The sequence below is a fragment of the Pigmentiphaga sp. H8 genome (assembly GCF_003854895.1).
GTDB lineage: Bacteria > Pseudomonadota > Gammaproteobacteria > Burkholderiales > Burkholderiaceae_B > Pigmentiphaga.
Window position 1 is genome coordinate 5,263,208 of sequence record NZ_CP033966.1, and the last position, 13,763, is coordinate 5,276,970.

Genomic DNA, 13,763 nt, shown 5'->3' on the forward strand with positions numbered 1-13,763 from the left:
TTGTTCTGGAACCGAACCCCTGCCCCGGCCGCGCGGACGGCGCCGGAGCATGGCGGGTTCAGACTTTCTCGATCTCGGTCGAATCCGATTCCCGGCTCTTGACGAAACGGGCCGCCACCAGGCCCAGTTCGTAGAGCACGCATAAAGGTACCGCCAACAGGAACTGGCTGACAACATCCGGCGGCGTGACGACGGCCGCCAGCACGAACGCGCCGACGACGACGTAGCCGCGCGCCGCGGACAGCTTGGCCACGGTGGTCACCCCGGTCTTGACCAGCAGCACCACCGCCACCGGCACCTCGAAGGTCAGGCCGAAGGCCAGGAACATCGTCATGACGAAGTTCAGGTAGGCCTCGATATCCGGCGCCGGCGTGATGGACTGCGGCGCGAAGGTGGCGATGAAGTGGAAGACGGTCTTGAAGACCACGAAGTAGCAGAACGCCATGCCGGACAGGAACAGCACGGTGCTGGACATGATGAGCGGCAGGGCCAGCCGCTTCTCGTGCTGGTAGAGGCCGGGCGCGACGAAGGCCCAGGCCTGGTACAGCACGAAGGGCAGCGCGACAATGAAGGACGCCAGCAGCGTGACCTTGACCGGCACCATGAAGGGGGTGATCACGCCGGTGGCGATCATGCGCGTGCCCGCCGGCAGGGTCGCCAGCATGGGCTGGGCCAGCACGTCGTAGATGGCCGAGGCGCCGGGATAGAGGAACAGCACGATGAAAACGGCCACGACCGCGACGATGGCCTTCAGCAGGCGGTCGCGCAGCTCCACCAGGTGGGAGATGAAGCTGTCTTCCTGCGATACGTCTTTGTCAGTCACGTTCTTTCGCGTACCGTCGAAGCCTCGGCCGGCTGGCCGGCGGCGGGTTGATTGGCGGACGGCGGCAGCGGGTCCGTCGGAAACAGCGAGCCCTGGGCGAGATCCTGTTCGGACGGCGCCTCGTGGGCAACGGCCGGCTCGATGGCCTGCCCCGCGGAGGGCGCGTCAACCGGCGCAGTTGCTGTCCCTTCGGCGGCCGGCGCATCCAGCGCGGGAGCCTCGGCAGCCGGTTCCGGCGTTCCGCTGGCCGCGTCCTTGACGTCGCGGGCGGCCCCCTCGACAGTCTGCTGGACCTCGTTGAGGCCTTTGTGCAACTCGTCCACGTTGGTCTTGACCGTGGTCTCGAGCGAACGGGCGGCGTCTTCCATTTCCTTGCGCAGGTTGCGCAATTCGTCAAGCTCCACCTCGCGGCGGATATCGCTCTTGACGTCGTTGACGTAGCGCTGCGCCCGGCCCAGCAGGTGGCCGATGGTACGCGCCACCTTGGGCAGCCGCTCGGGCCCGATGACGATGAGCGCCACCACGCCTATGGTGAGAAGCTCGGTAAAGCTGACGTCGAACATTCAGCGCCTATGGGAACACCCCCTACGCCCTGACGGGCGCCCCCTCAAGGGGGCGGCACTAGCGGACCGGCAGAGCCGGATCCGCGGTGCCCTGGAGTGGGTCGGTTATCTTGGCGCGGGGCGCCTTCGTGTTGATGATGGATCTGGAGGGGAAACCCCTGTCAGGTCCGTTCTTTTTCTTTGGCTTCCACGTCGATGGTGTCGGCGGAGACGCGCTTGGGGTCGGCGGAAGTGGTTTCCGAGTTGGAAGCCGCGGCGTCGCCGCCTTCCTTCATGCCTTCCTTGAATCCCTTCACGGCGCCGCCCAGGTCTTGCCCGAGGTTCTTCAGTTTCTTGGTGCCGAAGATCAGAACCACGATCACCAGGACAACCAGCCAGTGCCAAATGCTAAAGCTACCCATTACATGCTCCACGCCTTGCGGCGGAAAATCGTCCAGTCAATAGGGGCGGAAATCGCCCGGCTTAGTCGCGCTTCCAGGGGCGGGGACCGCCTATCACGTGGTAGTGCAGGTGCGGCACTTCCTGTCCACCGTCCGCGCCGTTATTGGCCATCAGACGGAATCCGCCTTCCGGACCGGGGCGGCAGCCCTGCTCGAGCGCCAGGCGGGGGATCAGAACCTGCATTCTACCCAACAGCGGTACGTCGCTCGCGGCCACGTCCTGCAGCGACGGAACGTGCCGCTTGGGAATGACCAGGAAGTGTACCGGCGCGATGGGATTGATGTCGTGGAAGGCGAAGATTTCGTCGTCTTCGTAGACCTTGCGCGAGGGGATTTCCCCGCGCGCGATCTTGCAGAAAATACAGTTGTCACTCATCTCATTGTTTCGGGGCATTGCCGGCTCGGGCGGCTTTTTCATCCAAACCCGACAGGCCTTCGCGCCGCGCGAGCTCGGCGACGACCTGTTCGGGACGCAAACCGTAATACTCCAGCATGACGAGGCAATGAAACCAGAGATCGGCTGTCTCGTAAATTATCTTTTCCGGCACGCCGTCCTTGGCCGCCATCACGGTCTCGGTGGCTTCCTCGCCGATCTTCTTCAGGATCCCGTCGGGCCCCTTGCTGAGCAGCCGGGCCACGTAGGACGTCTCGGGCGAGCCGCCCCGGTCGGGCCGGCGGCTGGCGATGGTGTCGGCCAGTTGCGCCAGGAAATCGTTCATTTGTAGATGCTCTCCGGGTCCTTCAGGACCGGGTCGGTCTCGACCCAGTGCGCGCCGCCCTCGGTTTCCAGGCGGCGGTAGAAGCAGCGTTCGCGGCCGGTATGGCAGGCGATCCCGCCCACCTGCTCGACCCGCAGCAGCACCACGTCGCCGTCGCAATCGAGCCGGATCTCGCGCACGCGCTGGACGTGGCCGGATTCCTCGCCCTTGCGCCACAGGCGGTTGCGCGAGCGCGACCAGTAGGTGGCGTTGCCGGTGCGCAGGGTCTCGCGCAGCGATTCCCGGTTCAGGAAGGCGAACATGATGACCTTGTCGGTCGTGACGTCCTGCGCGATGCCGGGCACCAGGCCGTTATCGTCGTAGACGATGGCTTCCAGCCAGGCTTCCTGGTCGGCGGACAGGGTCTGGGGTGCGGTATCCATCAGTCGTCCAGCCTCATGCGTATGCCGCGGTCTGCCATGAAGCGCTTGGCCTCCTGCACCGTGTGCTGCCCGTAGTGGAAGATGCTGGCGGCCAGCACCGCATCGGCATGGCCTTCGGTGATGCCGTCCGCCAGGTCCTTGAGCGAACCGACGCCGCCGGAAGCGATGACGGGGATGGCCACCGCGTCGGACACCGCACGCGTGAGCGCGAGGTCGAAGCCCGAACGGGTGCCGTCGCGGTCCATGCTGGTCAGCAGGATCTCGCCCGCCCCGTACTCGGCCATCTTGCGCGCCCATTGGACCGCATCCAGCCCGGTGGCGTTGCGCCCGCCATGCGTGAAGACCTCCCAGCGCGGCGCCTCGCCTTCGCCCGACACCCGCTTGGCATCGATGGCGACCACGATGCACTGGGCGCCGTAGCGGCCGGAGGCCTCGCGCACCAGGTCGGGATTGGTCACGGCCGAGGTGTTGATGCCCACCTTGTCGGCGCCCGCGTTCAACAGCCGGCGCACATCCGCCACCTGCCGCACGCCGCCGCCCACGGTCAGCGGAATGAACACCTGCGAGGCCACCTGCTCGATCACGGACAGGATGATGTCGCGCTGGTCGCTCGACGCCGTGATGTCCAGGAACGTGATCTCGTCCGCGCCCTGGTCGTCATAGCGGCGCGCGATCTCCACCGGATCCCCGGCATCGACCAGATTCACGAAATTGATTCCCTTGACCACGCGACCAGCGGTCACGTCCAGACAAGGGATAATACGACGCGTCAACATCACAGAATTCCAAAAACACACGTTGCCGGGCGCAGAATCCCTCCGCCCAACCACTACGATACGCCCATTCCCAAGAGAGCAGCCCACCTTGGGCCCCGCGGATCAGCGCGGTTGTTCCCCCAGGATGCGATGGATCCGGCTCCGCCGGTCCACCCGCATCGCCCCCCTGGGGGGGCGCCCGTCAGGGCGTAGGGGGGGAGCTCAATGCATCGGCGCGGGCCTGCGCTGCCTGGAAATCCAGCGTGCCCTCGTAGATGCTGCGGCCCAGGATGGCGCCTTCCACGCCTTCGTCCTCGACGGCGCAGAGCTGCTCGATGTCGGTCAGGTTGGCGATGCCGCCCGAGGCGATGACCGGGATGCGCACGTGCTGGGCCAGTTTGACCGTGGCCTCGACATTGACACCCGACAGCATGCCGTCGCGGCCAATGTCGGTGTAGATGATGGACGAGCAGCCGTAGTCCTCGAATTTCTTGGCGAGGTCGGTCACGTCGTGGCCGGTCAGCTTGCTCCAGCCGTCGGTGGCCACCTTGCCGTCCTTGGCGTCCAGGCCGACGATGATCTGGCCGGGGAAAGCGCTGCAGGCGTCGTGCAGGAACCCGGGGTTCTTGACCGCCGCGGTGCCGATGATGACGTAGGAAATGCCGTTGTCCAGGTAGCGCTCGATGGTGTCGAGGTCGCGGATGCCGCCGCCGATCTGCACCGGGATGTCATCGCCCACGGCGTCGAGGATGGCCTTGATGGAGGCTTCGTTCTTGGGTTTTCCGGCCACGGCGCCGTTCAGGTCCACCAGGTGGAGCCGGCGCGCGCCCTGCTCCAGCCAGTGCGTGGCCATGGCGGCGGGTTCTTCGGAAAATACGGTGGCATCGTCGAGATCGCCCTGGCGCAGGCGGACACAACGACCGTCTTTGAGATCAATCGCGGGAATGAGGAGCATGGCGAATCAGGATGTCGTTCGAATCAGTGGCGCTAACTGGGCTGCGGGACGGAAAAAGGGGGCCTTGTCGGCTAAAGGGACTCACGGGTTCCACCGCACGAAATTCTGGTAGATACGCAGGCCCGCCCCCGCGCTTTTCTCAGGGTGAAACTGAGTTGCGAAGATGTTATCTCTGGCTACCGCGCAGGTAAAGGCGACCCCGTAATCGGATTGACCGGCAATTACCCCTAGATCGGCAGGCGCCACATAGTAGCTGTGCACGAAGTAGAAATAGGTATCATCGGCCACGCCGTCCCATAAGGGATGGGACAAGGTCTGCCGCACGCGGTTCCAGCCCATGTGGGGCACCTTCAGCCGCTCGGGCCCCTCGAAGGCCGGGCCGGCGAAGCGCACGACCTGTCCGTCGAAGATGCCCAGGCCGTCGGCCGGCCCTTCCTCGCTGCGCTGGAACAGCATCTGCTCGCCCACGCACACGCCCAGCAGGGGCTTGCTGCGGGAAGCTTCGACTACCGCCTCGCGCAGGCCGGTTTCCTCGAGGTAGCGCATGCAGTCGGGCATGGCGCCCTGCCCCGGGAACACGACCCGGTCGGCCGCTCGCACGCCGGCCGCATCGCTGCAGATGCGCACCTCGGCCTCGGGCGCGACGTGTTCGAGCGCCCGGGCGACCGAGCGCAGGTTGCCCATGCCGTAGTCGACGATGGCAATGCGCGTCATCTAGAGCACTCCCTTGGTCGACGGCACAGTGCCGCCGGCGCGCGGGTCGACTTCCAGCGCCATGCGCAGCGCCCGGCCGAAGGCCTTGAACACCGTCTCGCACTGGTGGTGGGCGTTGGCGCCCCGCAGATTGTCGATGTGCAGCGTCACCAGGGCATGGTTGACGAAGCCCTGGAAGAATTCGCGCGTCAGGTCGACATCGAACTGGCCGATCATGGCCCGGGTGAAGGGAACGTGGAATTCCAGGCCCGGACGGCCCGAGAAATCCACCACCACGCGCGAGAGCGCCTCGTCCAGCGGCACATAGGCATGGCCGTAGCGGCGGATGCCGGCCTTGTTGCCGGCCGCCTTGGCCACCGCCTGGCCGAGCGTGATGCCGACGTCCTCGACCGTGTGGTGGGCGTCGATGTGCAGATCGCCGTCGGCCACGACGTCGATGTCGATCAGGCCATGGCGCACGATCTGGTCGAGCATGTGGTCCAGGAACGGCACGCCGGTCTGCAGGTTCTGCTTGCCGGTGCCGTCGAGGTTGACGACCGCGCGGATGCGCGTTTCGTTGGTGTTGCGGGTGATCTCGGCGGTACGCATGATCGGTTCCGGATGGTCGGGTTGAATGGGCGGCGGCGTCACGAGGCGCTGCCGTCGTCCAGGCGGTATTCGGCGCTGCGCGCGTGCGCCTGCAGCCCTTCGCCGTAGGCCAGGGTGGCGGCGACGCGGCCCAGGGTACGCGCGCCGGCGCCCGAGACCTTGATCAGGCTCGATCGCTTCTGGAAATCGTACACGCCCAGCGGCGACGAGAACCGCGCGGTGCGCGAGGTCGGCAGCACGTGGTTGGGGCCGGCGCAGTAGTCGCCCAGCGACTCCGAGCTGTGCGTGCCCATGAAGATCGCGCCGGCGTGGCGGATCAGGTCGGCCCAGCGCTCGGGCTCGGCGGTGGAGATTTCCAGGTGCTCGGGCGCGATGTCGTTGGCGATGGCGCAGGCCTCTTCCAGGTCGCGCACCAGGATCAGCGCGCCGCGGTTGGCCAGGCTGGTGCGGATGATGTCCGCGCGCGGCATCGTGGGCAGCAGCCGGGCGATGGCGGCCTCGACCTGCTCGATGTAGCCGGCGTCGGGGCACAGCAGGATGGCCTGGGCCAGCTCGTCGTGCTCGGCCTGCGAGAAGAGATCCATGGCGATCCAGTCGGCCGGCGTCCTGCCGTCGCAGATGACCAGGATCTCGCTGGGGCCGGCGATCATGTCTATGCCCACCGTGCCGTACACGCGCCGCTTGGCGGCGGCGACATAGGCGTTGCCGGGCCCGACGATCTTGTCGACCGGAGCGATGGACGGCGTGCCGTAGGCCAGCGCGCCCACCGCCTGCGCGCCGCCGATGGCGATCGCGCGGTCGACGCCGGCGATGGCGGCGGCGGCCAGCACCATGGGATTGCGCACGCCGTCGGGCGTGGGCGTGACCATGACGACTTCGGCCACGCCGGCCACCTTGGCCGGGATGGCATTCATCAGCAGCGACGACGGGTAGGCCGCCTTGCCGCCGGGCACGTACAGGCCCACGCGGTCGAGCGGGGTGACCTTCTGCCCCAGCACGGTGCCGTCGGGCTCGGTATAGGTCCAGGTCTCGGCCCGCTGGCGCTCGTGGTAGACCCGGATGCGGTCGGCGGCGGCTTCCAGCGCGGCGCGCTGCTCGCGCGGCAGCGCCTCCAGGGCCGCGACCCAGTCGGCGCGGGGGATGTCCAGTTCGCGGATGGACGCGGCCTGGACGCGGTCGAAGCGGCGGGTGTATTCCAGCACCGCGCCGTCGCCGCGGGTGCGGACGTCCAGCAGGATGTCGGCCACGGCGCGTTCGATGGACGCGTCCTCGGACGCTTCGAAGGCCAGCAGCGCGTGCAGGCGGGTTCGGAAGTCGTCGCTACGGGTATCGAGTCGGTTGATGAGGGACATACGCTAGCTCTGCAAAATCGGTTTCCGGAAGGCAGCCCTGCCCCGCGCCGGCGGCGCGTGGCGATGGACGATGCAGCCTCTGCATGGCGCGGCGGGCTGGCCGCGCGGCGAGCGCTCCGCGGATGCCGCCAGGTCAGGCCGGCATGGCCAGGCTGGCGCGCGCGAAGGCGTCGATCAGAGGCTGCAACCGGTGTCGCCGGGTCTTCAGGGCCGCCTGGTTGACCACCAGGCGAGACGATATGTCCATGATATCTTCGACCGCGACCAGGTTGTTGGCCCGCAATGTCCCACCGGTGGACACCAGGTCGACGATCACGTCGGCCAGCCCCACCAGCGGCGCGAGCTCCATCGACCCGTACAGCTTGATCAGGTCGACGTGCACCCCTTTCGCGGCGAAATGCTCGCGCGCGGCCTGCACGTACTTGGTCGCCACGCGCAGGCGGGCGCCCTGGCGCACCGCGCTGGCGTAGTCGAAGCCCTCGGGCACGGCCACGCACAGCCGGCACTTGCCGATGCGCAGGTCCACGGGCTGGTACAGGCCGCCCGGATGCTGGGCCGCATGCTCGATCAACACGTCCTTGCCGGCCACCCCCAGGTCGGCGGCGCCGTACTGGACATAGGTGGGGACATCCGAGGCACGCACAATGATGATGCGCACGCCGGGGTCGCTGGTCGGCAGGATGAGCTTGCGGGACTTCTCCGGGTCCTCGACCACCGTGATGCCGGCCTCGGCCAGCAGGGGCATGGTCTCGGTGAAGATGCGGCCCTTGGACAGCGCCAGCGTGATAGGCGTGTTCGGGTCGGCCGGGGCGAAGGCGCTCATCGTGCCTGCCCTCCGGACCCGCCCACGCGGCGGATATCGGCGCCCAGCTGCAGCAGCTTGCGCTCCATCTGCTCGTAGCCGCGGTCCAGGTGATAGATGCGGTCGATCGTGGTCTGGCCGTCGGCGACCAGGCCGGCGATGACCAGGCTGGCCGAGGCGCGCAGGTCGGTCGCCATGACGGTGGCGCCCGACAGCCCCGCCACGCCCTTGACCACGGCGGTGTGGCCGTCGATCTCGATGTCCGCTCCCAGCCGGCGCAGTTCCTGCACGTGCATGTAGCGGTTCTCGAAGATGGTCTCGGTGATGACCGCGGTTCCTTCCGCGATGGCATTCAGGGCCATCAGCTGAGCCTGCATGTCGGTCGCGAAGCCGGGATATTCCAGGGTGCGGAAGCCCACCGCGCGCGGCCGGCCATTCATGCCCGCCTCGATCCAGTCGGGGCCGCACTCGATGGCCAGTCCGGCCTCGGCCAGCTTGTCCAGCGTGGCGCCCATGCTGGCCGGATCGGCGTTGCGCAGCACGACCTTTCCGCCCGCCGCGCCCACCGCGCACAGGAAGGTGCCGGCTTCGATGCGGTCCGGCATGACGCGGTGGGTGGCGCCGTGCAGCCGGGACACGCCCTCGATCACGATCCGGTCCGTGCCATGGCCGCTGATGCGAGCGCCCATCTTGATCAGCAATTCCGCCAGGTCGACGATCTCGGGCTCGCGCGCCGCGTTCTCGAGCACCGTCAACCCGTCGGCCAGCACGGCCGCCATCATCAGGTTCTCGGTGCCGGTCACCGTGATCATGTCGGTGCGGATGGTGGCGCCCTTCAGGCGCTTGGCCCGCGCCACGACGAAGCCGTGCTCGATGCTGATCTCGGCCCCCATGGCCGCCAGCCCCTTGATGTGCTGGTCGATGGGACGCTGGCCGATGGCGCAGCCGCCGGGCAGGCTGACCCGGGCCTCGCCGAAGCGCGCGACCAGCGGGCCCAGCACCAGGATCGACGCGCGCATGGTCTTGACCAGTTCGTACGGCGCTTCCAGCGACTCGACGCGGCTGGCGTCCAGCACCACCCGGTCGCCCGGCTGGCTGGCGCGCTCGGCCTTCGCGCCCAGTTGGCGCAGCAGGCGCAGCGTGGTGCCGATGTCGTTGAGCTGGGGCACGTTCTCGAGCGTGACCGGATCGGCGGTCAGCAGCGCGGCGCACAGGCAAGGCAGCGCGGCGTTCTTCGCGCCCGACACCTCGACTTCGCCGCGCAGGGGGCGGCCGCCGGTGATCTGCAGCTTATCCATCAATTGCCCGCCTTGAATTCCTGGGGAGTGAGGGTGCGCATCGACAAGGCATGGATTTCTTCCCGCATGCGTTCGCCCAGCGCGGCATAGACCAGCTGGTGCCGCGCGATGGGGCGCTTGCCCGCGAATTCGGCGCTGACGATGACCGCCTCGAAGTGCTGGCCGTCGCCCTGCACGTCGACATGTTCACAGGGCAGTCCGTCGACGATGTATTGCCGGACCTGCTCCGGAGTCGGAAGAGTCATGCTTTCAGTAACGCAGTTTGTAGCCGGTGGACAACAGGCGCAGCGCGAACCCGGCCACCACCAGGAACGTCCCCGCGACCACCGCCAGGCTATGCCAGGGGGTGACGTCGGAGACTCCGAAAAATCCGTAGCGGAAGCCGTCTATGGTGTAGAAGATCGGGTTCCAGTGCGATACCGCCTGCCAGAACGGCGGCAGCGAATGCACGGAATAGAATACCCCGGACAGAAAGGTTGCCGGCATGATCAGGAAGTTCTGGAAGGCCGCCATCTGGTCGAACTTCTCGGCCCAGATCCCGGCGATCAGCCCCAGCACCCCCATGATGCCGCTACCCAGCACGGCGAACACCAGCATCCACAGCGGTTCGGCGAAATGCGGCGCGGCGAAGAACAGCGACACCGCGTAGATTCCCAGTCCGACGAACAGGGCGCGCACGATGGCCGCCAGCACGTAGGCACAGAAGACTTCCCAGTGAGTCAGCGGCGGCAGCAGCATGAAGACCAGGTTACCGGTGACGCGGCTTTGCATCAGCGACGACGAGGAATTGGCGAACGCGTTCTGCAACATGCTCATCATCATGAGCCCGGGGATCAGGAAGGCCGTGTAGGGCACGGTGTCGTAGACCGTGACGCGGCCTTCCAGCACGTGGGCGAAGATCAGCAGGTACAGCACCGCCGTCATCACCGGCGCGCCCACGGTCTGGAACCCCACCTTCCAGAAGCGCAGCATTTCCTTGCAGAACAGCGTCAGGAAGCCGGAGCCCGCGTTCAGGTTGGGTTGCAAGCCGACGAAACCCGACGGCTTGGCGGTCTCGGAACCGGTACTCGTGGTCGCGCCCTCGGGCGGCCGTGCGACAACGCTCATGCCGCCTTCTCCAGCGACGCCGAGGAGGAGCCCCCGTGCATGATGTTCAGGAAAGCATCTTCGAGGTCTGCCGGCAGCACTTCGATACCCTCGATGGCGCCGCCCGCCGTGCGCACCTGCGCCAGCAGGGACTCCAGCTCCGTGCTGGTGTCCAGGCGCAGCACCACCCGGTTACCCTGGCGCTGCACCAGCCGCTCGTCCAGCGCGCGGCTCTTGCCCGCGGGCCAGCCCGATGCCCCCATGTGCAGGACCAGGCGCGAGCCGCCAACCTTGGCCAGCAGCGCTCGCGTGGTGTCCAGCGCGACGATGCGGCCGGCCTTGAGCATGGCGATGCGGCCGCACAGCTCCTCGGCCTCTTCCAGATAGTGGGTGGTGAGCAGGATGGTGTGGCCCATGCGGTTCAGGCGCGAGATGAACTGCCACAGCGTGCGCCGCAGGTCCACGTCCACGCCGGCGGTGGGCTCGTCCAGCACGATCACCGGCGGCCGGTGCACCAGCGCCTGCGCCACCAGCACCCGCCGTTTCATGCCGCCCGACAGGGCGCGCATGTTGTCGTCGGCCTTGGAGGTCAGGCCCAGGTTTTCCAGGATCTCGTCGATCCAGGCGTCATTGTTGCGCAGCCCGAAATAGCCCGACTGGATACGCAGCGTCTCGCGCACGGTGAAGAACGGGTCGAACACCAGTTCCTGCGGCACCACGCCCAGCGCCCGCCGGGAGGCACGGAACTGCGACACGACGTCGTAGCCGCAGATGGACACCTGGCCCGTGGTCGCGCGCGACAGCCCCGCCAGGATCGCGATCAGCGAGGTCTTGCCCGCGCCGTTCGGCCCCAGCAACCCGAAGAATTCGCCCTGGGCAATGTCCAGGCTGACATCGTTCAGCGCCTGGAACCCATCCACCGCCTGGCCAGCGCCCATGCGCCGCCACAGGCGGGTCTGCCTGGGGTACACCTTGGAAACATGCTCGATGCGAACGGCGGATGACATGGCTTGATCAGAAAACACTACCGCGCCGGAAGGGCCTCGCAGCCCCCAAAAAGCGCAAATCCCGGCAAACGCCGGGCAATCCCTCATTATAGAGGATGGGCAAGACGGGCACGAACACCCCTCCCTCCATCCTGTAGCGCCCCCCAGGATGCGGTGGATCCGGCTCCGCCGGTCCCCCCGCATCGCCCCCTGGGGGGCGCCCGAAGGGCGTAGGGGGGGTCACCTAAACGCTGCGTTCCGCTCAGCCAGGGACTTGATCAGCCCATCGACGCCGTTCTGGCCGATCTGCTGCGAGAACTGGTTGCGATAGTTCTCGATCAGCCACACGCCCAGGACGTTGACGTCGTAGATCTTCCAGCCCTGGCCCGCCTTCTCCATGCGATAGTCGACGGGAATGGGATCGCCGACCGGCTGCTTGATCACGGTCTTCACCACCACGTCGGTAGCGTCGGCCGGATAGTGCGAGGGACGCAACTCCACGGCGGTCTGCTGCTTCACGGACGAGACCGCGCCGCTATAGGTGCGCACCAGCGTGGTGCGGAATTCCTTGACCAGCGCCTTCTGCTGCTCGGGCGTCGCCTGGCGCCAGTAGCGGCCGGCGGCCAGCCGCGTCGTCTTCTCGAAGTCGACGTAGGGCAGGATCTTCTGGTCCACCAGTTGCAGCAGGCGCTGCGGGCTGCCGGACTGCACCGAGGGATCAGCCTTGATGGCGGTCAGGACTTCGCCCGTGACCTGCTGGATCAGCGATTCGGGCGAGCCGGCGCCCTGCGCCCGGGCAGCCTGCATGCCGCCGATGGCCAGCACCATGCCGGCGGCCAGCGCCGCCAGCCAGTTCAGGATCCGGGGCGTGGCCGCCGCCGGCATCGTCATGTCTTGCGAAATCATGGAAATCCTTACTTTTTCTGCGTACCCGACGCCGGGGCGGGCGCCGCGGCATCGTCATCGTCGTCGTAGTTGGGCAGCGAGTAATCCGGCAGGGCGCCTTCCGCGCCATTGGCGCCGCGGATCAGGCTGGCGCGTCGCTGCAGGTAGGCATCCCGGGTGAAGGTATACGGATCCAGCGCGACCTGGTCGAGCAGGTTGCCCACCTCGAGCAGGTTGGCGCGCGCGTTCACGACCCGCAGGCCATAGACGCTATTGCGCACGGGCACGTTGTCGATGTTGCTGACCGCGACCGGATCGGCCAGGAAGTCCACCGCCGTGCCGCCCGCGTCGCGGACGGTGCTGGGGCCCAGCAGCGGCAGCACCAGGTACGGGCCGGAACCGACGCCCCAGACACCCAGGGTCTGGCCGAAATCGGCCTTGTTGCGAGGCAGGCCGTTCTGCGTGGCGAGATCGAAACAGCCGAACACGCCCATGGTGGTGTTCAGCAACACGCGGAAGGAAGTGTTGATGCCATCCGGTGCCCGGTTCTGCAGGAAGCTGTTGATGGCCGACATCACGTCGCCCACGTTGGCGAACATGTTGCGCACGCAGCTGCGCACCGGCGACGGCACCACGTCCACGTAGCCCTGAGCCACCGGCTTGAGCACGGCACGGTCGACCGTATCGTTGAACTTGTACATGCTGCGGTTGAATCCCTCCAGGGGATCCCGCGGGTCGGCCGGCCGCCCTTCCGGTGCGGTGGCACAGCCCGCCAGCCCTGCGGCCAGCATCACTGCCAGGATTTTCTTATTCATTTTCTTACACTCGTCGTCATTTCGCGGCGGGTTCTGCCGAGCCCGCGGAACCGCCTTCCGCCGGCTTGCTGTTACCGCCCTCGGCAGCCTTGCTGTAGAGGAACTGGCTGATCAGATTCTCCAGCACGACCGCGCTCTGGGTATAGCGGATCTTGTCGCCGGCGGTGAAATTCTTGTCGTCGCCACCCGGCTCGATGCCAATGTACTGCTCGCCCAAGAGGCCCGAGGTCAGGATCTTGGCGGACGAATCGGTGGGAAACAGGTAGCGCGCATCCAGGTCCAGCGTCACCACTCCCTGGAACATCTTGTCGTCGAACGCGATGCTGGACACCCGCCCCACGACCACGCCGGCGCTCTTGACCGCCGCGCGGGGCTTGAGCCCCCCGATGTTGTCGAAATTGGCCGTTACCGCATAGGTCTTGCCCACCGACAGCACGCTTAGCAGGTTGCCTGCCTTCAGCGCCAGGAAGACCAGGGCGAGCGCGCCCACCAGCACGAATATTCCCACCCAGAGATCGACTTTTTCTCGCGACATCTCGTATTCCTCCGGTACCTCGCCC

The 13,763-nt window shown here is 67.0% G+C and carries 19 protein-coding genes; all 19 read right to left on the reverse strand.

Translation table 11 applies throughout. The annotated features are described in order from the left end of the window. Window positions 1-58: 58 nt before the first annotated feature. A complete protein-coding gene (gene tatC, locus EGT29_RS24810) occupies window positions 59-823 on the reverse strand; it encodes a twin-arginine translocase subunit TatC (protein ID WP_124691499.1) in 765 nt (254 codons plus the stop codon). Further along, window positions 820-1,386 (reverse strand): Sec-independent protein translocase protein TatB, encoded by a 567-nt coding sequence (gene tatB / locus EGT29_RS24815; protein ID WP_124691500.1) that lies wholly within the window; start codon window positions 1,384-1,386, stop codon window positions 820-822. Before tatB ends, tatC begins: the two co-directional genes overlap by 4 nt. Window positions 1,387-1,547: 161 nt before the next feature. After that, window positions 1,548-1,787, reverse strand: a complete 240-nt coding sequence (tatA, locus tag EGT29_RS24820) for a Sec-independent protein translocase subunit TatA (protein ID WP_124691501.1) — start codon at window positions 1,785-1,787, stop codon at window positions 1,548-1,550. A gap of 61 nt (window positions 1,788-1,848) precedes the next feature. Further along, window positions 1,849-2,202, reverse strand: coding sequence for a histidine triad nucleotide-binding protein (locus EGT29_RS24825; RefSeq protein ID WP_087838605.1), 354 nt, complete (start codon window positions 2,200-2,202; stop codon window positions 1,849-1,851). Window position 2,203: 1 nt separating this feature from the next. Next, window positions 2,204-2,545, reverse strand: coding sequence for a phosphoribosyl-ATP diphosphatase (locus tag EGT29_RS24830; protein ID WP_124691502.1), 342 nt, complete (start codon window positions 2,543-2,545; stop codon window positions 2,204-2,206). Continuing rightward, window positions 2,542-2,967 carry a phosphoribosyl-AMP cyclohydrolase gene (gene hisI, locus EGT29_RS24835; protein ID WP_124691503.1) on the reverse strand — a complete coding sequence of 142 codons (426 nt, stop codon included), beginning with the start codon at window positions 2,965-2,967 and terminating at the stop codon, window positions 2,542-2,544. Before hisI ends, EGT29_RS24830 begins: the two co-directional genes overlap by 4 nt. Continuing rightward, window positions 2,967-3,746 carry an imidazole glycerol phosphate synthase subunit HisF gene (gene hisF, locus EGT29_RS24840; protein WP_124691504.1) on the reverse strand — a complete coding sequence of 260 codons (780 nt, stop codon included), beginning with the start codon at window positions 3,744-3,746 and terminating at the stop codon, window positions 2,967-2,969. Before hisF ends, hisI begins: the two co-directional genes overlap by 1 nt. Before the next feature lie 178 nt (window positions 3,747-3,924). Beyond that, window positions 3,925-4,677 (reverse strand): 1-(5-phosphoribosyl)-5-[(5-phosphoribosylamino)methylideneamino]imidazole-4-carboxamide isomerase, encoded by a 753-nt coding sequence (hisA, locus tag EGT29_RS24845; protein WP_124691505.1) that lies wholly within the window; start codon window positions 4,675-4,677, stop codon window positions 3,925-3,927. Between the two features lie 81 nt (window positions 4,678-4,758). Next, window positions 4,759-5,391: an imidazole glycerol phosphate synthase subunit HisH gene (gene hisH, locus EGT29_RS24850; RefSeq protein ID WP_124691506.1), complete on the reverse strand. Its 633-nt coding sequence runs from the start codon at window positions 5,389-5,391 to the stop codon at window positions 4,759-4,761. Beyond that, a complete protein-coding gene (hisB, locus tag EGT29_RS24855) occupies window positions 5,392-5,979 on the reverse strand; it encodes an imidazoleglycerol-phosphate dehydratase HisB (protein ID WP_124691507.1) in 588 nt (195 codons plus the stop codon). A 38-nt stretch (window positions 5,980-6,017) separates the two neighbouring features. Then, a complete protein-coding gene (hisD, locus tag EGT29_RS24860; RefSeq protein WP_124691508.1) occupies window positions 6,018-7,331 on the reverse strand; it encodes a histidinol dehydrogenase in 1,314 nt (437 codons plus the stop codon). 133 nt (window positions 7,332-7,464) lie between these two features. After that, window positions 7,465-8,154: an ATP phosphoribosyltransferase gene (gene hisG, locus EGT29_RS24865; RefSeq protein ID WP_124691509.1), complete on the reverse strand. Its 690-nt coding sequence runs from the start codon at window positions 8,152-8,154 to the stop codon at window positions 7,465-7,467. Further along, window positions 8,151-9,431 carry a UDP-N-acetylglucosamine 1-carboxyvinyltransferase gene (gene murA, locus EGT29_RS24870; RefSeq protein ID WP_124691510.1) on the reverse strand — a complete coding sequence of 427 codons (1,281 nt, stop codon included), beginning with the start codon at window positions 9,429-9,431 and terminating at the stop codon, window positions 8,151-8,153. The genes hisG and murA overlap by 4 nt, the downstream gene beginning before the upstream one ends. Continuing rightward, window positions 9,431-9,676: a BolA family protein gene (locus EGT29_RS24875; protein ID WP_124691511.1), complete on the reverse strand. Its 246-nt coding sequence runs from the start codon at window positions 9,674-9,676 to the stop codon at window positions 9,431-9,433. Before EGT29_RS24875 ends, murA begins: the two co-directional genes overlap by 1 nt. Before the next feature lie 4 nt (window positions 9,677-9,680). Continuing rightward, window positions 9,681-10,538 (reverse strand): ABC transporter permease, encoded by an 858-nt coding sequence (locus EGT29_RS24880; protein ID WP_124691512.1) that lies wholly within the window; start codon window positions 10,536-10,538, stop codon window positions 9,681-9,683. After that, a complete protein-coding gene (locus EGT29_RS24885) occupies window positions 10,535-11,524 on the reverse strand; it encodes an ABC transporter ATP-binding protein (protein ID WP_124691513.1) in 990 nt (329 codons plus the stop codon). The genes EGT29_RS24880 and EGT29_RS24885 overlap by 4 nt, the downstream gene beginning before the upstream one ends. 219 nt (window positions 11,525-11,743) lie before the next feature. Beyond that, a complete protein-coding gene (locus tag EGT29_RS24890) occupies window positions 11,744-12,409 on the reverse strand; it encodes a phospholipid-binding protein MlaC (protein WP_238160191.1) in 666 nt (221 codons plus the stop codon). 8 nt (window positions 12,410-12,417) lie between these two features. Continuing rightward, window positions 12,418-13,203: a VacJ family lipoprotein gene (locus EGT29_RS24895; protein ID WP_124691514.1), complete on the reverse strand. Its 786-nt coding sequence runs from the start codon at window positions 13,201-13,203 to the stop codon at window positions 12,418-12,420. A gap of 16 nt (window positions 13,204-13,219) precedes the next feature. Beyond that, the gene (mlaD, locus tag EGT29_RS24900; protein ID WP_124691515.1) at window positions 13,220-13,738 is read right to left on the reverse strand and encodes an outer membrane lipid asymmetry maintenance protein MlaD; all 519 of its coding nucleotides are present in this window, start codon (window positions 13,736-13,738) and stop codon (window positions 13,220-13,222) included. Window positions 13,739-13,763 lie beyond the last annotated feature (25 nt).

Excerpts from the sequence above, each read along its gene's own strand:
- hisH (WP_124691506.1), bottom strand. The coding sequence starts at position 5,391 with ATGACGCGCATTGCCATCGTCGACTACGGCATGGGCAACCTGCGCTCG.
- EGT29_RS24885 (WP_124691513.1), bottom strand. The coding sequence starts at position 11,524 with ATGTCATCCGCCGTTCGCATCGAGCATGTTTCCAAGGTGTACCCCAGG.
- EGT29_RS24830 (WP_124691502.1), bottom strand. The coding sequence starts at position 2,545 with ATGAACGATTTCCTGGCGCAACTGGCCGACACCATCGCCAGCCGCCGG.
- EGT29_RS24895 (WP_124691514.1), bottom strand. The coding sequence starts at position 13,203 with ATGAATAAGAAAATCCTGGCAGTGATGCTGGCCGCAGGGCTGGCGGGC.
- hisB (WP_124691507.1), bottom strand. The coding sequence starts at position 5,979 with ATGCGTACCGCCGAGATCACCCGCAACACCAACGAAACGCGCATCCGC.
- hisI (WP_124691503.1), bottom strand. The coding sequence starts at position 2,967 with ATGGATACCGCACCCCAGACCCTGTCCGCCGACCAGGAAGCCTGGCTG.
- EGT29_RS24825 (WP_087838605.1), bottom strand. The coding sequence starts at position 2,202 with ATGAGTGACAACTGTATTTTCTGCAAGATCGCGCGCGGGGAAATCCCC.
- tatA (WP_124691501.1), bottom strand. The coding sequence starts at position 1,787 with ATGGGTAGCTTTAGCATTTGGCACTGGCTGGTTGTCCTGGTGATCGTG.
- hisG (WP_124691509.1), bottom strand. The coding sequence starts at position 8,154 with ATGAGCGCCTTCGCCCCGGCCGACCCGAACACGCCTATCACGCTGGCG.
- murA (WP_124691510.1), bottom strand. The coding sequence starts at position 9,431 with ATGGATAAGCTGCAGATCACCGGCGGCCGCCCCCTGCGCGGCGAAGTC.
- hisA (WP_124691505.1), bottom strand. The coding sequence starts at position 4,677 with ATGCTCCTCATTCCCGCGATTGATCTCAAAGACGGTCGTTGTGTCCGC.
- hisD (WP_124691508.1), bottom strand. The coding sequence starts at position 7,331 with ATGTCCCTCATCAACCGACTCGATACCCGTAGCGACGACTTCCGAACC.
- EGT29_RS24875 (WP_124691511.1), bottom strand. The coding sequence starts at position 9,676 with ATGACTCTTCCGACTCCGGAGCAGGTCCGGCAATACATCGTCGACGGA.
- mlaD (WP_124691515.1), bottom strand. The coding sequence starts at position 13,738 with ATGTCGCGAGAAAAAGTCGATCTCTGGGTGGGAATATTCGTGCTGGTG.
- EGT29_RS24890 (WP_238160191.1), bottom strand. The coding sequence starts at position 12,409 with ATGATTTCGCAAGACATGACGATGCCGGCGGCGGCCACGCCCCGGATC.
- EGT29_RS24880 (WP_124691512.1), bottom strand. The coding sequence starts at position 10,538 with ATGAGCGTTGTCGCACGGCCGCCCGAGGGCGCGACCACGAGTACCGGT.
- tatB (WP_124691500.1), bottom strand. The coding sequence starts at position 1,386 with ATGTTCGACGTCAGCTTTACCGAGCTTCTCACCATAGGCGTGGTGGCG.